Annotated in this window: 16 protein-coding genes; 7 read left to right on the top strand and 9 right to left on the bottom strand. The window is 73.6% G+C overall.

The genetic code is table 11. The features are described 5' to 3' along the window. Positions 1-19 precede the first annotated feature (19 nt). The 4 genes from ABD671_RS10740 to ABD671_RS10725 all read right to left on the bottom strand — a co-directional run bounded on the left by ABD671_RS10740 (position 20) and on the right by ABD671_RS10725 (position 3,924). On the bottom strand, positions 20-550 hold the full coding sequence (locus ABD671_RS10740) for a winged helix-turn-helix domain-containing protein (protein WP_344733351.1): 531 nt from the start codon (positions 548-550) through the stop codon (positions 20-22). After that, positions 547-1,710 carry a 23S rRNA (uracil(747)-C(5))-methyltransferase RlmC gene (rlmC, locus tag ABD671_RS10735; RefSeq protein ID WP_344733350.1) on the bottom strand — a complete coding sequence of 388 codons (1,164 nt, stop codon included), beginning with the start codon at positions 1,708-1,710 and terminating at the stop codon, positions 547-549. Before rlmC ends, ABD671_RS10740 begins: the two co-directional genes overlap by 4 nt. 10 nt (positions 1,711-1,720) lie before the next feature. Next, a complete protein-coding gene (locus ABD671_RS10730) occupies positions 1,721-2,776 on the bottom strand; it encodes an LLM class flavin-dependent oxidoreductase (protein WP_344733349.1) in 1,056 nt (351 codons plus the stop codon). Between the two features lie 104 nt (positions 2,777-2,880). Beyond that, positions 2,881-3,924, bottom strand: a complete 1,044-nt coding sequence (locus tag ABD671_RS10725; protein ID WP_344733348.1) for a hypothetical protein — start codon at positions 3,922-3,924, stop codon at positions 2,881-2,883. Positions 3,925-4,115: 191 nt separating this feature from the next. Between ABD671_RS10725 and ABD671_RS10720 the strand changes: the two genes are divergently transcribed. Beyond that, positions 4,116-4,577: a DUF6281 family protein gene (locus ABD671_RS10720; RefSeq protein WP_344733347.1), complete on the top strand. Its 462-nt coding sequence runs from the start codon at positions 4,116-4,118 to the stop codon at positions 4,575-4,577. Between the two features lie 37 nt (positions 4,578-4,614). Here ABD671_RS10720 and ABD671_RS10715 read toward each other — a convergent pair whose 3' ends face one another. Further along, positions 4,615-5,916, bottom strand: coding sequence for an HNH endonuclease signature motif containing protein (locus ABD671_RS10715; protein ID WP_344733346.1), 1,302 nt, complete (start codon positions 5,914-5,916; stop codon positions 4,615-4,617). A gap of 571 nt (positions 5,917-6,487) precedes the next feature. Between ABD671_RS10715 and ABD671_RS10710 the strand changes: the two genes are divergently transcribed. Next, positions 6,488-7,186: a polyprenol monophosphomannose synthase gene (locus ABD671_RS10710; RefSeq protein WP_344733345.1), complete on the top strand. Its 699-nt coding sequence runs from the start codon at positions 6,488-6,490 to the stop codon at positions 7,184-7,186. After that, entirely contained in the window at positions 7,183-8,661 is a 1,479-nt protein-coding gene (locus ABD671_RS10705; RefSeq protein WP_344733344.1) for a hypothetical protein, read from the top strand. The genes ABD671_RS10710 and ABD671_RS10705 overlap by 4 nt, the downstream gene beginning before the upstream one ends. On the opposite strand, the gene ABD671_RS10700 is transcribed toward ABD671_RS10705, so the two are convergent. Next, positions 8,650-9,432, bottom strand: a complete 783-nt coding sequence (locus tag ABD671_RS10700) for a PIG-L deacetylase family protein (RefSeq protein ID WP_344733343.1) — start codon at positions 9,430-9,432, stop codon at positions 8,650-8,652. The two genes, ABD671_RS10705 and ABD671_RS10700, sit on opposite strands and share 12 nt — an antisense overlap. 131 nt (positions 9,433-9,563) lie before the next feature. Between ABD671_RS10700 and ABD671_RS10695 the strand changes: the two genes are divergently transcribed. From ABD671_RS10695 to ABD671_RS10685, 3 genes are all read left to right on the top strand, one after another. Next, entirely contained in the window at positions 9,564-10,493 is a 930-nt protein-coding gene (locus ABD671_RS10695) for a hypothetical protein (RefSeq protein WP_344733342.1), read from the top strand. Positions 10,494-10,639: 146 nt separating this feature from the next. Further along, on the top strand, positions 10,640-11,818 hold the full coding sequence (locus ABD671_RS10690) for a glycosyltransferase family 4 protein (protein ID WP_344733340.1): 1,179 nt from the start codon (positions 10,640-10,642) through the stop codon (positions 11,816-11,818). Further along, complete coding sequence (locus ABD671_RS10685) at positions 11,728-13,551, top strand: phosphatidylglycerol lysyltransferase domain-containing protein (protein WP_344733339.1); 1,824 nt, start codon at positions 11,728-11,730, stop codon at positions 13,549-13,551. The genes ABD671_RS10690 and ABD671_RS10685 overlap by 91 nt, the downstream gene beginning before the upstream one ends. Here the strand turns inward: ABD671_RS10685 and ABD671_RS10680 are convergent. Then, positions 13,495-14,847: an ATP-binding protein gene (locus ABD671_RS10680; RefSeq protein ID WP_344733338.1), complete on the bottom strand. Its 1,353-nt coding sequence runs from the start codon at positions 14,845-14,847 to the stop codon at positions 13,495-13,497. The two genes, ABD671_RS10685 and ABD671_RS10680, sit on opposite strands and share 57 nt — an antisense overlap. Then, complete coding sequence (locus tag ABD671_RS10675) at positions 14,844-15,515, bottom strand: response regulator transcription factor (RefSeq protein ID WP_344733337.1); 672 nt, start codon at positions 15,513-15,515, stop codon at positions 14,844-14,846. Before ABD671_RS10675 ends, ABD671_RS10680 begins: the two co-directional genes overlap by 4 nt. Before the next feature lie 94 nt (positions 15,516-15,609). Between ABD671_RS10675 and ABD671_RS10670 the strand changes: the two genes are divergently transcribed. Further along, complete coding sequence (locus ABD671_RS10670; RefSeq protein WP_344733336.1) at positions 15,610-16,875, top strand: COG4705 family protein; 1,266 nt, start codon at positions 15,610-15,612, stop codon at positions 16,873-16,875. A gap of 89 nt (positions 16,876-16,964) precedes the next feature. On the opposite strand, the gene ABD671_RS10665 is transcribed toward ABD671_RS10670, so the two are convergent. Beyond that, positions 16,965-17,970: hypothetical protein (locus tag ABD671_RS10665; RefSeq protein ID WP_344733335.1), on the bottom strand; the 1,006-nt coding region annotated here is incomplete at its 5' end.

The following is a 17,970-nucleotide window of genomic DNA, read 5'->3' as shown; positions in this document are numbered from 1 at the left end:
TATCCGGGGGCGCCGACAATCAGCCGTCGGTCGGCTCGGCGGGCTCGGCGGTCTCGGCCGGCTCGTCGGGCTCGGGCCGGGCGACGAACTCGGTGGGCAGGGCGCGGCCGAGATCGGTCAGCGCCCACACGCCCGGCTGCGGGGCGTGCAGCAGGCCCTCGTCGGCGAGCTCCTTGCGCGCCCAGCGCAGCGCCGTGCGCCAGCGGGGCTCGCCCTGCGGGCCGAGCTCGCGGTCGCCGGGCAGCAGCCGCGCGGCCATGCGGCGCTCGACCTCGAGGATCGCGACCTCGGACTCCTCGGTACCGCCGGCGTCCTGGAGGACGCCGACGAGCCAGGGCTTGAAGTCGTCCTGGTGGGTGCGCAGCCGGGGGCGGGCGGGCGCGGCGGCACGCTCGGGGGTACGGCGGCGGGTGACCGGGGACGCCTTGGCGGCGGCGGTGCGGGTGCGCACCGGTGCGGTCTTCGGCGGCTCCGGCGGCGGCTTCGGCATGCCGTGCACGCAGGTGCTGAGGGGCAGGTCGCACATCTCGCAGTAGTCGGCGCTGCTCACGCCCCGAACCTACCCCGGCCACGACGACGCGCCAGCACCAGGACCTCCGCATGCTCGGTCTGGGGGAACATGTCGAACAGCTGCACGCGCACCGGCTCGTAGCCCGGCAGGTCGCCGAGGTCGCGGGCCAGCGTCTCGGGACGGCAGCTGGAGTAGAGCAGCCAGGCGGGCGCGGCCTCCTCGATCCAGGCGCACAGCCGCTCCCCCAGGCCGCGCCGCGGCGGGTTGACCACCAGCAGGTCGGGGGCCGCGCCCGCGGTCGCGGTCGCATCGCCCGCGGTGAAGCCCACCTCCTCGGGCGAGGTGCCGGGGATGCCGGCGGCGTGGGCGGCGGCCCGGGCCGCCTCGGCCGCGCGGACGGCGTCCGCGCTGACCTCGACGCCGTGCACCCGGCGTCCGGGCGCGGCCAGGGTGAGCGCGAAGCCGCCGACGCCGCAGTAGAGGTCGAGCACGGAGCCGACCTCGATGTCGTCGGTCCAGGCGCGGGCGGTGGCGTAGAGGCGTTCGGCGATCGCGGTGTTGGTCTGGAAGAAGCTGCGCGGCCGCAGCTGGAGGGTGACCGGGCCCAGCCGCATCGGCAGGCTGTCGCGCTCGGTGAGCACGATCTCCTCCTCGCCCTCGAGCACGGCCTTGTGCTCGGGCTGGAGGTTCACCGAGGCGACCGCGATCGGCAGTCGGTCGAGCAGCCAGGGCAGGTGCTTGCGCAGGCGGGCGAGGGGCTCGGTGCTGCGCAGCACGAAGCGCACCATCAGCTCACCGTCGGGGCTCGCGGTGACCAGCAGGTGCTTGAGCTCCCCGCGCCGCGCCGGGACGTCGTACGGCGTCAGGCCGGCGCGGGTGACGAGGTCGGCGAGCGTGGGCAGGGCCGCCTGGATCGCCGGCTCGTGCAGCCCGCAGTCGCGCAGGTCGACGCCGCCGCCGACGGGGTCGAGGATGCCGAGGGTGGGCTGCTCGACGGTGCCCGCCACCACCATCTTCGCCTTGTTGCGGAAGCCGGACTCCGGCCCCGTGACCGGGGGCTCCCATCGGATCGACGGATCGACCAGCGGCGCGAGGAGGTCGCGGGCGCGGGCGTCGAGCTGCGCGACCTGCTGCTCGTACGGCGTGGACAGCCAGGTGCACGAGCGACACCGGCCGGCGTCGAAGTGGTGACAGTCCATCCGGCGGCGATCAGGCCGTCGCGGGGGTGGCCGCGAGCAGCTCCCGCACGCGCGGCGTGACCTCGGTGCCGTAGAGCTCGATGCAGCGCATCAGCTGGGCGTGGGGCAGCGTGCCGTTGCTGTACTTCAGGTCGAAGCGCGAGAGGCCGAGCACGCGGGCGGTGGCGGCGATCTTGCGGGCCACGGTCTCGGGCGAACCGACGAACAGCGCGCCGTGGTCGGCCTCGGCCTCGAACTGCTCGCGGGTGGCCGGACCCCAACCGCGCTCGCGACCGATGCGGTCGCGGTTGGCCTTGAAGTGCGGGAACAGCAGCTCGCGCGCCTCCTCGTCGGTGTCGGCGACGAACCCGGGCGAGTGGACGCCGACGGGCAGCGTCGGGACGCCGAGCTGGTCGAGCGCGCGGTGGTAGAGGTCGACATAGGGCGCGAACCGGGCCGGGTCGCCGCCGATGATCGCCAGCATCAGCGGCAGGCGGTACTGAGCGGCGCGCACCACGGACTCCGGGGATCCGCCGACGCCGATCCAGGCCGGGACGACGCCGCCCTCGACCCGCGGATGCACCTCGCCGTCGACCAGCGGACGCCGCGTGGTGCCCTGCCAGGTGAGCGGACCGCCGTCGCGCAGCTTCGCGAAGAGGTCGAGCTTCTCGCTGAAGAGCACCTCGTAGTCGGCGAGGTCGAAGCCGAAGAGCGGGAAGGACTCGGTGAAGGACCCGCGGCCCAGGGTGACCTCGGCGCGGCCGCCCGAGACGGCGTCCAGGGTCGCGATCTTCTCGTGCACGCGCACGGGGTCGTCGGAGCTGAGCACGGTGACCGCGGTGCCGAGGCGGATGCGCTCGGTGCGGGCCGCGATCGCGGCGAGCACGATCTCCGGCGCGGAGACCGCGTAGTCGTCGCGGTGGTGCTCGCCGATGTTGAAGACGTCGAGGCCGACCCGGTCGGCGAGCACGCCCTCCTCGACGACGTCGCGGATGACGGCGGCCGGGTGGCGGCGGCGTCCGTCGGCGTCGACGGTGACGTCGCCGAAGGTGTCCAGGCCGAGCTCGAGGGGCGGGGTGGCGTCCATGCCCCCATCGTCCCAGGTGCGCCGGGACGAACGAAGGGGCGCGTCGCCGAGCGACGCGCCCCTTCTCCCTTCCCTCCCCAGGTGAAGGTTCCTCTCCCCGCCGGTCAGGCCGCCGGGGTGGTCGTGGTGGCCGGGTACAGCTCGATCTCGCGGAGCGTCCCGTCGCGGTTGTACTTCAGCTCGGCGACCAGGACGCCGGGCTGGAGGTCGGCGGTGGTGCCGTCGCTCTCGTCGTCGCCGTCGCCGTGGTGGCCGCCGTGGTCGTCGTCGCCGCCGTCGTCGCCGCCGCGGTCGCGGGCGGCACGGTGGTCGTCATCGCCGCCGCCGGAGCCGCCGTGGTCGTCGTCGCCGTCGTCGTCGCCGTGGTCGCGGACGTGGTCGTCGGCTCCTTCGAAGCCGATCTCGGTGGCGTCGGTGACGGTGACGGTGATGACCGCGCCGGCCTCGTCGGTGATGGTCAGCACGCCGGTGGCGGCGTCGAAGGAGGTGATGGTGCCGAGGTAGTCGCCGTGGTCCTCGTCGTCCTCGCCGTCACCGTCGTCGTCGTTCAGGCAGCGGTCGTCGGAGGCGTCGTCGAGGTCCTCGTTGGCCTCGCCGTGGTGGCCGTCCTCGACCTCCTCGCCGTCGGGGATGCCGTTGCCGTCGGTGTCGGGGTTGGAGGCGCTGGTGCCGAGGTCGTTCTCGTCCTCGTCGTCGACGTGGTCGCCGTCGCGGTCGCCGTCGTCCTTCGCGCAGGGCTCGAGGGCGTCGTCCTCGTCCTCGTTGTCGGTGCTGTCGCGGTCGGCGTCCTCGTCGCCGTCCAGGATGCCGTCGTCGTCGGTGTCGGCGACCGTCGGGTCGGTGCTCGCCGAGCCGTCCTTGACCTCGTCGCCGTCGTCGTCGCCGTCACGGTCGGTGTCCTGCTTGCGCAGGTCGGTGCCGACGCGGAACTCGCGGAGGTTCGACAGACCGTCGCCGTCCTTGTCCTTCGCGGCATCGCGCGGGTCGTTGGGGTTCAGGCCGTGGCTGCGCTCGTAGCGGTCGGGCAGACCGTCGCGGTCGCGGTCGGCACCACCGGCGTGCGCTGCCGTCGCGCCCATCGCCATCAGCACTGCGGTGGTCGAGGCAGCGGCCGCCACGCGCCGCATCGTGCTCTTCGTCGTCTTCATGGGGTTCCCTCCCGGGCCGTCTCCGCCCGGCTGATCGGCCGGACATCGACGATGATGAGCAGTCCGTGACGCACCGCACAGGTTCATGAACGCACTCTCATCGAACCCGCCCCGGGGATGAGAGGACCCTCATCCCCGGCCGCACCGGTCTGGACCGGGAACCGCTCCCGACTCCCCGACGTCTCCCCCACATGCGCCTCCTCCACGCCCTCGCCGTCGCCCCTCTCCTCCTCCCGCTCGCCGCCTGCGGCTCCGGCGAGGACTCCCCCGCCCCGACTCCGACTCCCGCCGAAGGCGCACCCGCCGCCGACGACGGCGACGACGCCGACGGGGGCACCGTCGTCAGCGGTGCCGGTTCGGCCTCGTGTGCGCTGGCCATCGTCGTCGACGGCGTCACCTACGTGGGCGACGGTCGGTTCGGGGAGGTCCCGCTCACCGACCAGACCCTGGCTGCGGAGGTGCCCAGCTGCGACGACACCGGCATCGACGGGGACACGAGCAGCGCGCCCGAGCCCACCGAGGTGCAGGTGATCGACGGCGTGGACCCGCAGGACGCCGTCTGGTGGCCCAACGTCGAGACCGTCGTGGTGCGCCTCGGCGGCGACATCCCCGCACCGCTCCGACGGTTGATGAAGGACGCCGACGGCAACTGACCCCGGGCAGCACGACGGGCCTGAACCCGGGTGGGGTTCAGGCTGTCGTGGTGAGTTGCGTGGTGCCCGTCGCTGTGCGGAGGTAGTGCTGCCCGTGGGGGCTGGTCCAGAGATAGCTGGCGCCGCCGATGTCGGGTGGTCCGCCGGTGCTGGTGTAGCTCCAGCCGTGGTGGGTCTTCACGCGATGGTGATGCCTGCAGAGCGCGGCGAGATTGTCTGTGCTGGTGCTTCCGCCGGCGTCCCACGGGACGATGTGGTCGATGTCTGCTGATCTGGCCGGTCTCGTGCAGTGCGGGAAGACGCAGGTGACATCGCGGAGGATCACCTGCTCGCGCAGGAGTGTGGGGATCTCGTAGGACTCGCTGCTGCGGTGTTCGGCCAGGTCGAGGACGGGTCGGACGACGAGTTGGGTGTCGGGGTCAGCGCACCAACTGCGCAGGGTGTCGAGGTCGAGGGCGGTGCGGGTGTTCTCGACACGAGCAGCCGTTCCGAACGGGTTCTCGCCGGGTGCCTGGCTGATGTGGACGTAGAGCTGGAGGCTCCGCTTGGACCGCACCGGCAGCTCCACCTCGCCAGCCGCGTCGAAGGTCAACGAGGCTTCGCGGCGTGCGAGTTCGCCGAGGGCCATGGCCCGCCGGGCGTCCAACGACTCCTCGCAACCCAGGTCCTTGAGTTGGGCGGCGACCGCGGCGAGGGCGTCCTCGAGGTCCAACGCGTCGGCGAGGTCGAGGGCGCCTTCGATGTCGACACGTCCGTGGAAGTCGACGTGACGGGTGTAGATGGTGACGTGCCGCTTGTCGTCGGCTGCTTCGCGCCTCGCGCGCAGGAGCTCGGGGTCGGCTTCGGCTTCGGCTGCGTTGACGGTCTGCTCGATGCCGCGTCCGCCGATGGAGTGCGCGAACGAGGCGAGGCGTTGGTCGACCAGGTCGACGGCTTCGGGTGAGAGCAGTCGGGTGGCTTGGGCGATCTTCCGTGCCCGCCACACCGGCACCTCGCCGTTCTCGACACGGCGCCAGCAGCGGGGAAGGCGAGCAGCGAGTTCGAGGGCGTCGCCGATGTAGTAGTGACCGGCGTCGGTGGAGAGCCCGATGGCGGCGGCGAACTCGTCGATGCAGAACTCCGCCACCAGGGGCGCACCCTGGCCCGCGATCGCCAACTCGCGTTCGGTGCCCGGGACACACGCGCTGTCCCACTCGTCAGCCGCGGGGTGGGCGAGAGCCCACTGTGCGGCGGCGATGAACACTGAGCGTTCGGCGTCCTCGGCCACCACCCGCGCATCGCGTGCGTGGACCAGGAGGGACCGCGGGTCCCGGAGATCCTGGTGGGTGGTGGAGGCCATGCCTCAGCCTACTCGAACTGGTGTTCGAGAACAAGGGTTCGAAGGGCTGGATCTCGCTGGGTTCGGCTGCTGTGCGGCTTGCTGGGCTTCGAGGCCCTCGCCTGGGGGCTCGGGCACCTCAACCACCGGGCGGGGCCCGCAGATCGCTCCCTGTCGGCGTCCGTCCCACGGTCTCGCGGTGCGGTCCGGAAGGTAGGGCCGGTGGTCGAGGTGCGAGCGCCAGCGAGCCGCGAGACCCCCGCACCCGAAAGGCAGCAGCGCCCACCCACCTCCGTAACCGGCGCCTCTCAAGCCGAAGCGAACGGCGGCCCGAACACTGAGATCAACCCGGCACCGCCGTAGCTGGCGCTTTTTCAACCAGAGCGCGCCCGAAGGCCGGGAGCAGGCATCCAGCACTGACCGCGTCCCCACTGTCGGCGCCCACCTCGCCGGGTCTCGCGGCTCGTCGCTGGCGCTCCTCGCACCTCGACCACCGAAGAAGCCACCGGAAGGAACCACCCGGACCCCGGGCCCGAACACGGACCGCACCACAGTCAGGTCACGGTCAGCCTCGCCTGCGCAGCATCACCGCATGCGATCCCTCGTGGTGATTCCCACCTATGACGAGCGGGCGAACATCCCGATCGTCCTCGACGCGGTCCTGTCGGCCACCGACGCCGATGTGCTGGTGGTCGACGATGCGAGTCCGGACGGGACCGCGGACGTCGTCCGCGCCCATCCCTGCTTCGGCACGCGCGTCCATCTGCTCTCGCGGGCCGGCAAGTCCGGACTGGGGGCCGCGTACCGCGCCGGTTTCTCCTGGGCGCTTGAGGAGGCGCGCGGGTACGACCGGGTCGTCCAGATGGACGCCGACCTCTCCCACCCGCCGCAGGTGGTGCCGCACCTGCTGGCCGCGCTCGACCGCGTCGATGTGGCCGTAGGCTCGCGGTACGTGCGGGGTGGCAGCGTCCGGGACTGGCCGCTCTCGCGGCGGGCGATCTCCTGGCTCGGGAACCTCTACGTGCGGCTGGTGCTGGGCCTGCCGGTGCGCGATGCGACCGCCGGCTTCAAGGCGTTCCGGGCGGACGCCTTGCGGGCGATCGGGGTGGTGCACTCCCGCTCGGAGGGCTACAGCTTCCAGATCGAGAACACGTGGCGCGCAGTTCGCCTGGGGCTGACCATCACCGAGGTGCCGATCCTCTTCACCGACCGCACCCGCGGCACCTCGAAGATGTCGGCCGCCATCGTCGCCGAGGCGCTCTTCCGCGTCGTGGAGTGGCGTCTGACATGACGACGCGGATCACCGGCCGCGGGGCGACGACCGCCCTGCTGGCCCTCCTCGCCGTCGCCGCGTGGTCGCCGACCTTCGCGCGCCCGGTGAGTCCCGACGAGGGCGGATTCCTCATCGTCGCCTCGCAGTGGCGTGCGGGGCGGAGCCTCTACGGCGACTACTGGGTCGACCGTCCGCCGCTGCTCATCGCCCTGCACGCCCTGGCCGATGCCGCCGGCGGCCTGCCGGCGCTTCGCGTGCTCGGCGCGGCCGCTGTGGCGGGCACGGTGCTGCTGGCCGGCGTCCTGGCTGCCGTGGCGAACCCGTCGACCGGACGACGGCCGCAGGTGCCGACGTGGGTGGCGGCGGTGCTCGTGGCGAGCCCCCTGCTCGGATCGACCGAGGTGGCCGGCGAACTGCTGACCACGCCGATCGTGCTCGGCGGCCTGGTGTGTCTGATGCGAGCGCTGAGGGCCGAACGGGCTCGCGCCGTCGTCGGCTGGTCCGTCGCCACCGGAGCACTCGGCGTGGCGGCACCGCTGATCAAGCAGAACGCCGTCGACGTGGGGCTGGCCGCCGGGGTCGTCGTCCTCGGACTGCTGATCCGCCACGACCGACGCTGGTGGCCGCTCACGGGCGGCGTCGCCGCCGGGGCGATCGGCACGCTCGCCGTCGTGCTGGCGGCGGCCGCGATGCGAGGCACCGACCCCGGGCCTCTCTTCCAGGCGGTCGTGACCTTCCGCCTGCACGCCGGACAGCTGTTGCAGCAGCGCGCGCCCACATCGGACGCCCTGCGCCTGCGCCGGCTGCTCACCGACGGCGCCCTCGGCGGCCTCCCGCTGCTCTGGCTGTGCCTGGGACTCCGTGTGCGGCACCGGGCGACAGGTCCGCTGCCGGACCTGCGCTGGGTCGCCCTCGCGCTGCTCGCGTGGGAGTCGGTCGCGGTGCTCGGCGGCGGCAGCTACTGGCTGCACTACCTGCTCGACCTGGTGCCGGGCACCGTCCTGCTCGCCCTCGCCGCCGGGCAGCCGCGGGTGACGTCGTCCGGCACGGATCGCGCACCGGCGACACGGCTGCTCGGAGCGGCGCTCACCATCACCGCCGTCACCACGATCGCCGCCGTCGCCGCCTCGGTCGCGGATCGGTCGGCGCTCGACTCCGACCACGCGGTCATCTCCTGGCTGCGGTCGCACGCCCGCGCCGGCGACACGGCGACCGTCGCTTTCGGCCACGCCGACATCCTCTACGGCAGCGGCCTGCGCAGTCCGTACGTCAACATGTGGAGCCTGCCGACGCGGGTGCGGGACCCGCACCTCGACGGGTTGCGCGCGGTGCTCCGCTCCCGGCGTGCGCCGACCTGGTTGGTGGTGCCGGGGGCGGGACTCGGCTCGTGGGGCGCCCACTCCCATGCGGCCGAGCGCACCCTGGAGCGTCGGTACCGACTCGTCGTCCAACTACCGCACGACGCCGTGTGGCGGCATCGGTCAGCGAGGTGAGGTCCCGGAGCCGGCGAACAGGTCGTCGAGCAGGTCAGGGCGGGGAGGCGCTCCGACCTCACGGAACCACTCCCTCCCGAGGACGGCGCGCGCGACCGGCGTCGGCAGTCGACGCAGCACGGTCACGGTGCGCAACCCACCGCCTCCCGTCTGCTGGCTGCCGTGGGCGGCGAGGGCCGCGATCTTGCGCGGCACCTGGCGCCGGACGTCCACCCGATGGGTGATCTCCGCCCTCGGCAGGTAGGACGACGCCAACCGGTCGAGATCGATCTCCGGGGCCCGGGGGACGGCGTTCAACAGCCGAGCGCCCCACAGCAGCAGCGTGCGGTCGACGGTCGCCTCCACGAGCCGGACGCCGGATCGCTCGGCGGCCGCCCGCGCGACGCGGTGCACGTGCACATGGTCGGGATGGCCGTATCCGCCGGCCGCGTCGTAGCCCGTGAGCAGATCGGCGGACTCCTCGGCGAGCACGTGTTCCAGGCGAGCGGCCGGACCGGCCACCCCGGCGTCGGCGAAGGCGCCGTCGGGGTAGCCGAGCGGGACGACCCGCGCGACGCCGAGTGCGGCGGCGGCCTCCTCGAGCTCCCGCAGCCGGCGCCGGCCGAGCTCCGCGCCCGACCCGAGGGACGGGTCGGCGAGTCCGGCGGCACCGTCGGTGGCCGTGACGAGGACGACGCGGTGCCCCTCCTCGGCGAGCCGGGCGAGCGTGCCGCCGGTGAGCAACGACTCGTCGTCGGGATGCGCATGGAAGCTGACGACGGTGGCGGGCACGGGCCCAGCATGGCCTGCGCGGACGTCGCATCCCAGAGGTGCGGCCGCGCCAGTCAGGCTGTCGTCAGCTAGGCGAGCGCATGGTGGTGCCACCGACCCGGGTCGTCCGGGTGCGGAGAAGGGCATCACCGATGAGTTCGGCAACGTCGCCGTCCTACACCTGCCGGCCACCGGCAGATCCTCGTGATCTCGTCCGCGTCCGGCCGGCCCGGGTCGTCCGGTGGGCGATGGCCCTCGCGGCCGTCGGGCTGGGCATGGGGCTCGTGCTGGAACTGCCGTGGGTGCTCGGAACGACGTGGCCTGACGTCGTGGCCCTCGTGCACGGCGTCCCGGCGTCGGTGCTGGCGGGCCTGGTCGCCCTCTGGTTCGCAGGGCTGCTCGTGCACCTCCCCGTGCTGCGAGCAGCCCTGCCCGGCCTCACCTCCCGTCAGGCCCTCGGCCTCAATCTCGCGGGATCGGCGGTCGCCAACGTGCTGCCGGCGGGTGGGGCGGCCGGAGTCGGGGTCGGCTTCGCCATGACCCGTCGCTGGGGCTTCTCGCCGGAGCAGTTCACGTCCTTCGCGCTGGTGAGCAACCTGTGGAACGCCGCGGCCCGGTTGGTCGTGGGCGCGGCGCTCCTGGTCGGGGCGGTGGGGGTCGGCGTCCCGCTCCCCTCGGGGGCGCGCACGGTCGTGATCTGCGCCGCAGCCACCTTGCTCACGGCGGTCGCCCTCGGGGCGCCGGCGCTGAGCAGCGAGCGCGCGGCACGGGTCCTCGCGGCCGGCCTGGCACGGATCTGGCGGCGCGCGCCTCGTCGCCTCGGCGGCCGGACCGACCGCCGAGCGGCCGTGATGGCGTGGCTGCTGGCCAGTCGGCGGGCCGTCGTGGTCGCCCTCGGGTGCGGCTGGCGCCGGATGACCCTGTTCGTGCTCGCCTACGTGGCGATGCAGGGTCTGTTGCTGCTGGGCTGCCTGGACGCCGTCCACGCCGGCGCCCCGCTCGGAGCGGTGGCGGTGGCGTTCGGGCTCGAACGCCTGATCAGCCTCGCCCCCGTCACCCCCGGAGCCGCCGGGGTGGCGTAGCTCGGCGCGGTCGCGGCCCTGCACGCCCTCGGCGTCGATCCGGTGGCGGCGGCCGCGGGCGTGCTGCTCTACCGGTCGCTCATCTACGCGCTGGAGATCCCGCTCGGCGCCGCGGTCGGTCTCGTGTGGTGGTGGCGGTGGCGGCGATGAGGATCCTGCACGTCACCAACAGCTACCTGCCGCGCCTGGGCGGCATCGAACTCCATGTCCGCGACCTCGCCGAGCGCCAACGGGCCGCCGGCGACGACGTCCTGGTGGTGACGGCCGAACGCGACCCGCGGGGGACGGCCTCGCCCGGGATCGTCCGGATCCCGACGACACCGGGCGCGATCGGTGCGCGACCGCATCTGGTGGGGCTGATGAGGCAGTGGCGGCCGGACGTCGTCCATGCCCATCTGAGCGTCGTGTCGCCGTTCGCCTGGGCCGCCCTCCGAGCCGCCGCGCACGACGAGGGCGCGGCGCGCGTGGCCACGCTCCACTCGATGCTGCCCGCGCACCCGGGGCTGGTGCGCCACGGCCTGCGCCGCTCCGGCATCGGCACCGACCTGGCCTTCGCAGCCGTGAGCCGCGTGGCAGCCGATCGGCTCGCGGCCGCACTGCCGCCCGCGGTGTCGGTGACGGTGCTCCCGAACGGCATCGACCCCGCGATGTGGCGGGTGGGGCACGTTCCGGATCCGACCTTCCGCATCCTCGTCGTCGGACGGCTGGCGGCCCGCAAGCGCCCGCTCGTCGCCCTCGACGCGCTCTCCCGACTGCGTGGCCTGGCACCCGATCTGCGGTGGCAGGCGACCTTCGTGGGGGACGGCCCGCAGCGGCGGCAACTGGAGGACCTGATCCGCCGCCGCGATCTGGCCGACCAGGTGCGGACGCTCGGCCCGCAGCCGCGCGAGACCATCCGTCACCACCTCGCGCGCACCGACGTCCTGCTCTGTCCGGCGAGCCTGGAGTCGTTCGGCATCGCCGCACTCGAGGCCCGCTGCGCCGGCGTCCCGATCGTGGCGATGGCCGGCAGCGGAGTCACCGAGTTCGTGCGTCACGGGTCGGAAGGCCTGTTGGTTTCCGGGGACGCCGATCTCGCGCCTACGCTGCTGTATGCCGCCGACCCGCGGGTCGCCGACCACCTGCGTGCGACCAGCACGACGACCCCGACCGGACTGGAGTGGAGCGTGATCCTCGAGCGCCATGCCGCCCTGCACCGCGCCGCGATGACGGCACAGGGGCGCGGAGTGCTGCGATGTGCGAGCAGGTACGCCAGGCCGTCCGAGGCACGGCCGGTGCGCCGACCACGCGCACCGCGGAGCCGGCATCCGGCTGGCGCCGTCTGACGACGCCGCTGGCGCTCTCGCGGATCGTGCTGCTCATCGGCGTCGTCACGCTCGTCAGTGCCGGCTCCCCCGGTCTGCACGACCGTATGCGGCTGCTGACCCGACTGCTGCCCGACGTGTTCCCGGCGGCGGCGACCACCGGCGACCTCGCGGTCGGCGTGCTGATGATCGTGCTCTCGCGGGCGGTGCGCCGCGGCAAGTACCGCGCATGGTTGCTGACCACCGTGCTCGCAGCTGTCTCGGCGGTGCTCGACCTGCTCAAGGGCCTCGACGTCGAGGAGGCCGTGCTGGCCACGGGTCTGCTCGTGCTGCTCGTGATCGGACGCCACCAGTTCACCGCCCGCCCGGATCCGTTGTCCCGCGCCCGCGTGCTGCAGGTGGTGCTCGCTGGACCGCCGATCGCGACGGCGCTGGGCACGCTCTACCTCTCCGTCGCCCACGCCGGGCAGTCCCCGGGCACCGGGATCGGCGACCGCATCGCGCAGGCCTTCGTCGGCCTCGTCGGGGTACCGGGCCCGATCACCTGGGTGAACCCGGCCGCCCGCGACCACGCGGCGGTCGCCCTCGCCGTGCTGGGCGCCGCCGTTCTGCTGACCCTGCTCCTCGCGCTGGTCCGCCCTGCCGACGGTCCGCATCCGCTGTCCGCCGAGGACGACGCAGCGGTGCGCCGTCTGGTCTCGCGGTTCGGGCACCACGACTCGCTCTCCTACTTCGCCACCCGCACCGACCGGGCGCTGCTGCTCGCCCCGAACGGACGCTCCGCGATCACCTACCGGGTGCTGGGCACGGTGTCGCTGGCTGCCGGCGACCCCTCGGGCGATCCCGACGCCTGGCCCCAGGCGATCGGCGCGTGGCTGGCCGAATGCGACGCCTACGGCTGGACCCCCGGCGTCCTGGGGGCGAGCGAGGCGGCCGCGGAGGCCTACCAGCGGGCGGGGCTCGACGCGTTGGAGATCGGTGACGAGGCGGTGCTGCGCACCGACACCTTCAGCCTCGACGGACGCACCATGCGCGGCGTCCGGCAGGCCGTCGCCCGCTGCGAGCGCGCCGGCCTCACGGCCACCTGCACGCGGGTGCGCGACCTGGACGACGCCACCCGGCGCGAGCTGCGGGTGCACGCCGAGCAGTGGCGCGAGGGGCGCACCGAACGCGGTTTCTCGATGGCGCTCGGGCGGCTGGCCGATCTACGCGATCCCGAGGCCGTGGTCGTCACCGCGAGGGACGCCGGCGGTGAGCTGCACGGCGTCCTCGGACTCGTGCCGTGGGGTGCCGACGGGCTCTCCCTCGACGTCATGCGCCGGCGTCCCGACACCGCCAACGGCGTGGTGGAGCTGATGATCACGGCCCTGTGCGCCGAGGCCGGGCGCCTGGAGGTGCGGCGGATCTCGCTGAACTTCGCGGTCTTCCGCGGCGTCATCGCGCGCGGCGACCGGGTCGGCGCCGGGCCGGTGCTGCGCCTGTGGTGCTCGGTGCTGCGCCGCCTCTCCCGGCATTGGCAGATCGAGTCGCTCTACCGCTCGAACGCGAAGTACCAGCCCGACTGGAGCCCGCGGTTCCTGTGCTTCCGGCGCGCCTCCGACCTGCCGCGGTTGCTCACGGCCGCGATGCGCGCCGAGGGGTTCCTGGCCCTACCGCCGTGGTGGCCGGTGCGCGGCGAGCACCTGGAGTGCGGCGGCTCAGGGCTGCAGTGCCGCGGGCAGCTCGACCACGAACCGGGCACCGCCGAGGTCTGATCCCTCGACCCGCACCCACCCGCCGCTCACCTGGACGACGTCGCGGACGATCGCCAGACCCAGACCGGCACCGCCCGCGTCGCGGGCGCGGGCGTCGTCGAGGCGGGTGAAGCGGTCGAAGACCCGCTCCCGGTCGGCCGGCGCGATACCGGGGCCGTCGTCCTCGACCACCAGCCGCACCCGGCCGCCGTCCTCGGTCAGGGCGACGACGACCCGTCCGGCGGCGTGACGGGCCGCGTTGGCCAGCAGATTGCCGACGACCTGGCCGAGCAGCACGGGGTCGCCGGACACCTGGCCCGCCACCACCCCTGAGCGGTCGAGGAGGACGTCGGGCCGGTCGGTGCGCATCCGATCGACGACCGCATGGACGACGTCGTCGAGGTCGACGTCCCGGGCGGGCAGGGCACCACCGTCGTCGAGGCGGGCGAGGAGGAGGAGTGCCTCCACGAGTTCCTCCATGCGCGTCTCCTGGAGCTGGATCTCCTCCGCGAGCGCCGGGACCGAGGTGGCATCGGGATGGCGACGGGCGACCTCGAGCACCTGACGCACCACGGCCAGTGGCGAGCGCAGTTCGTGGGAGGCGTCGGCGACGAACTGGCGTTGTCGACGCTGGGAGGCGTCGATGCGATCGAGCATCCGGTTCAGCGTGATCGCCAGCGAGGGGATCTCGTCGTCGCCGGGCGGGACGGCCAGCCGACGGTGGAGATCCTCGGAGGTGATGACTGCGGCCTCGCGCCGCATCACCTCGACAGGCGCCAGCGCCCGACCCACGGCGATCCAGACGACGGCTCCGAGGAGCAGCAGTGCGACGGGCACGGCCACCGCGAGGAGCCTGACGGCGGTGCCGGTGGCGGCGTCCACCTGCTCCTCGGCGAGCCCGACGACCACGAGTCGATCGCCGGGCAGGGTGCGGGCGACGACGGCGTAGGAGTCGCCGAGCTCGGGCACCTCGATGCCGCGCTCCTCCCCCGCCGTGCGGACGAGCGGAGCCAGACCCGGATGGTCGCTGGCCAGCACCTCGCCGCGTACGGAGAGCACCTGGACGACGACGTCGTCCTTGCCGGTGAGCACCGCCCGGGCGGGCGCGATGCCGGCGTCGAGACGGACGGCGACGGCGTCGGCCTGCTGACCGGCCGACTCCAGCAGCGACCGCTGCAGGTTCTCATGGAGCACAGCGACGAAGGCGATCGAACCGCCGAGGACGGCGATGAGCCCGACGGCCACCGCGGCAGCGGTCACGCGGGCACGGACGCGGTGGCGCAGACGCGACAGGCGCCCGACGATCGCGGTCCTCATCGGCCGCGCAGCCGGTAACCGCTGCCCCGGACGGTCTCGATGGTCTCGCGACCGAACGGCCGATCGACCTTCCTCCGCAGGCGGCCGACGTAGACCTCGACGACGTTGGGGTCGCCGTCGAAGTCGAAGCCCCACACCGATCCCAGCACCTGCTGCTTGCTCACCACGAGGTCGACGTTGCGCATGAGCAGCTCGAGGACGGCGAACTCGCGGGAGGTGATCTCGATCGACACGCCGCCGCGGCGGATCTCGCGGGTCGCGGGATCGAGTTCGAGGTCGCCGACCTCGAGCACGGGTGGCCGTTCGGTGACCTGGCGACGGGCGAGGGATCGCAGCCGCGCGAGCAGCACCTCGAAGCTGAAGGGCTTCGTGACGTAGTCGTCGGCGCCGGCGTCGAGACCGTCGATGGTGTCGCCGTCGGCGTCGCGAGCGGTGAGCATGAGCACCGGCGTCCAGTCCGAGCGGGCGCGCAGCCGGCGGCAGACCTCGAGTCCGTCGAGCACCGGCAGCATCACGTCGAGCAGGATGACGTCGTAGGTGTTCTCCGCGGCGTACCAGAGCGCCTCCTCGCCGTCGCCGGCCACGTCGGCGGCATGCCCCTCCCCCGTCAGACCGGCCCGCAGGGACGCCGCCAGACGCGGCTCGTCCTCGACCACCAGCACCCGCATCGTCGTCCTTGCCTCTCGTCTGTGACCGACAACATCATCCAACCGGTCCGGGCCTGTCAGCCGCCTGACAGGATGCGCCGCCACGGTGGTGCCCATGACGACCACGACCGCACGCGCCGACGCGCGCCAGCTGCTGAACAAGGTTCCCGAAGTCACCGTCTGGTTCTGGGTCATCAAGATCCTGTGCACGACGGTGGGTGAGTCCTTCGCCGACTACATCAACGAGACGCTGGGCTTCGGCCTGACCAACACCTCGCTGCTCTTCACCGCCGTGTTGGTCGCGGTGCTGGGCGCGCAGCTGCGGCTGCGGCGCTACGTGCCGGGCGTGTACTGGCTGACCGTGGTGGTGGTGAGCGTCGCCGGCACGCTCTACACCGACATCCTCACCGACCGCATCGGCGTGCCGCTGTGGATCAGCAGCACGGTGTTCTCGGTGGTGCTCGCCGTGGTGTTCGGCGTCTGGTTCGCCCGGGAGCGCACCCTGTCGATCCACAGCATCGTCACCTTCCCCCGTGAGGCGTTCTACTGGCTCGCCGTCCTCGTGACCTTCGCGCTGGGCACCGCCACGGGCGACTGGACCCTCACCCTGACCGGCTGGGGCCCCGGGACGTCGGTGCTGCTGCCCCTCACGCTCATCGCGATCGTGGCGGGCCTGTGGCGCTACGGCGCCAACCCGGTGCTGGCCTTCTGGGTGGCCTACATCCTCACCCGGCCGCTGGGGGCGAACATCGGCGACTTCCTGGCCTCCCCGCGCGACCAGCACGGGCTCGGCCTGGGCACGCTGGGAACCAGCGTGGTGTTCCTGACCGCGATCCTGCTCACCGTCATCTACCTGTCGGTCTCGCGGGTCGACGTGATCGACGGCGACGCTCCCGCCGCTGTCTCCACGGACGGCGATCCCCGTCGCGAGCGGACCGCCCTGCGAGTGCTGGTGGCCGTCGCCGTCGCCACGGCGGCGCTGCTGACCTGGACCGACAGCCGTCCGCACGCGAACGCCCTCGCCGCCGAGGAGGGGGCCGCACCGTCGTGCTCGAGCGGGAGCGCCCCGGCCGATGACGCCGCCGCCCACCAGTTGGTCGTCTCCGCGTTCCCGGCCGCGGACGTGAGCCGGTTCGCCGACCTGACGGCCGCCATCGGGAAGGCCGTCGACAGCGGCGACACCGCGGCCGCGGGTACCGCCGCCACTGCCCTGGAGACCGCCTGGGACGACCGTCAGGACGCGCTGCTGGCCGCCGACTGCCAGGCCTGGACCTACGTCGACCAGGAGATCGACCCGGTGCTCTCCTCGGTGCGGGCAGGCACGCCCGACCGGGCCACCGAGGACGCCGCGTTGGCCCACCTCGCCGCCACCCTGGGCTGACCGGTTCGTCCGCGCCCGCACGCCACCCCCGATCGCCGGATCACTCCGGCGATCGGGGGTGGCGTCGTGGTGCGCCTCGAGCGCAGGACCTAGCGCCGGTCCACTGGAACGCTCCGCGACACGAGCCGGGTGACGTACCCCGGCGCCCGCAACCGGACGAGGACCCGGATCCGGCCCGCGTAGCCGGGCGGGATGACGAGGCGACGTCCGTCCCCGATCCCATGACCTGCGTTGTCGCGCCATCGGTACGACACCGCGAGACCCGGCACCTTGCCCGCCAGGGCCCGGAGACCGGCGACCCGCGCGACCAGCACCACGCCGTCCTGCACGAGACGCACCCGCGGCCGCGGGATCCGCCCCTTGCCGACGACGCCGCTGACGGTCGTCACCGTGACCGGCACGTAGCCCGGTGCCGCGACGACGGCGGTGACGCGCAGCCGCTTGCCGCGGTCGGCACGGGTGAGCGCCCGCATGCCGGGCAGGCCGGGGAGTCCCGGCACGGTGCGCACGGTGCCCCTGCTGCTCAGGCGCTGCCACGTCCACGTCACCGTCAGCCCGGGCAGCTCGTTGGCCGAGGGTGCCCCGGCGAGGACGCCGCGCAGCACCTTGCCCACCCGGGGCTTGCCGCTGAGGACCACCCGCACCGCGGGCAGTCCGGCGGCGCTGACCGGGGCGGTCTCGGCGGACGCCGAACCGGAAACGTATCTCGGTGCCGTGAGGTCGGCCGTCGCCCGCAGGACGACGCCGACGTCGCCGGCCACCGGTGTGTAGGAGCCCGTCGTCGCACCCTCGATGGGCGTCGCGACACCGTCGACCACACGCGACCACCGCCAGGCGACGGCGAGCGCGTCGACCGGGGAGGCCAGCGAGACCGACGCCGAGACCGGAGCCCCGACCGTCACGGGGGCGCTGAGCACCACGGTCGCCGCCGGCAGTGCCGTCGGTGACGGCGTCGGTGACGGCGTCGGTGAGGACGTCGGCGTGGGCGTGCCGCCACCGCCACCGCCACCACCGCCGCCACCGCCGGTCGAGATCGGCTGCCACTGGGCGATGAGCACCACCGGCACCGGCGACCCGTCCGCCGACCCGAACACC

The organism is Nocardioides fonticola (assembly GCF_039536805.1).
Lineage (GTDB): Bacteria > Actinomycetota > Actinomycetes > Propionibacteriales > Nocardioidaceae > Nocardioides > Nocardioides fonticola.
The sequence above is the reverse complement of the archived record's forward strand: the minus strand, read 5'-3'. Positions and strand labels throughout refer to the sequence as shown.

What these genes read in the sequence shown, in the direction of transcription:
- rlmC (WP_344733350.1), bottom strand. Translation starts at nt 1,710, where the DNA reads ATGGACTGTCACCACTTCGACGCCGGCCGGTGTCGCTCGTGCACCTGG.
- ABD671_RS10730 (WP_344733349.1), bottom strand. Translation starts at nt 2,776, where the DNA reads ATGGACGCCACCCCGCCCCTCGAGCTCGGCCTGGACACCTTCGGCGAC.
- ABD671_RS10725 (WP_344733348.1), bottom strand. Translation starts at nt 3,924, where the DNA reads ATGAAGACGACGAAGAGCACGATGCGGCGCGTGGCGGCCGCTGCCTCG.
- ABD671_RS10720 (WP_344733347.1), top strand. Translation starts at nt 4,116, where the DNA reads ATGCGCCTCCTCCACGCCCTCGCCGTCGCCCCTCTCCTCCTCCCGCTC.
- ABD671_RS10715 (WP_344733346.1), bottom strand. Translation starts at nt 5,916, where the DNA reads ATGGCCTCCACCACCCACCAGGATCTCCGGGACCCGCGGTCCCTCCTG.
- ABD671_RS10710 (WP_344733345.1), top strand. Translation starts at nt 6,488, where the DNA reads ATGCGATCCCTCGTGGTGATTCCCACCTATGACGAGCGGGCGAACATC.
- ABD671_RS10705 (WP_344733344.1), top strand. Translation starts at nt 7,183, where the DNA reads ATGACGACGCGGATCACCGGCCGCGGGGCGACGACCGCCCTGCTGGCC.
- ABD671_RS10695 (WP_344733342.1), top strand. Translation starts at nt 9,564, where the DNA reads ATGAGTTCGGCAACGTCGCCGTCCTACACCTGCCGGCCACCGGCAGAT.
- ABD671_RS10690 (WP_344733340.1), top strand. Translation starts at nt 10,640, where the DNA reads ATGAGGATCCTGCACGTCACCAACAGCTACCTGCCGCGCCTGGGCGGC.
- ABD671_RS10685 (WP_344733339.1), top strand. Translation starts at nt 11,728, where the DNA reads ATGTGCGAGCAGGTACGCCAGGCCGTCCGAGGCACGGCCGGTGCGCCG.
- ABD671_RS10680 (WP_344733338.1), bottom strand. Translation starts at nt 14,847, where the DNA reads ATGAGGACCGCGATCGTCGGGCGCCTGTCGCGTCTGCGCCACCGCGTC.
- ABD671_RS10675 (WP_344733337.1), bottom strand. Translation starts at nt 15,515, where the DNA reads ATGCGGGTGCTGGTGGTCGAGGACGAGCCGCGTCTGGCGGCGTCCCTG.
- ABD671_RS10670 (WP_344733336.1), top strand. Translation starts at nt 15,610, where the DNA reads ATGACGACCACGACCGCACGCGCCGACGCGCGCCAGCTGCTGAACAAG.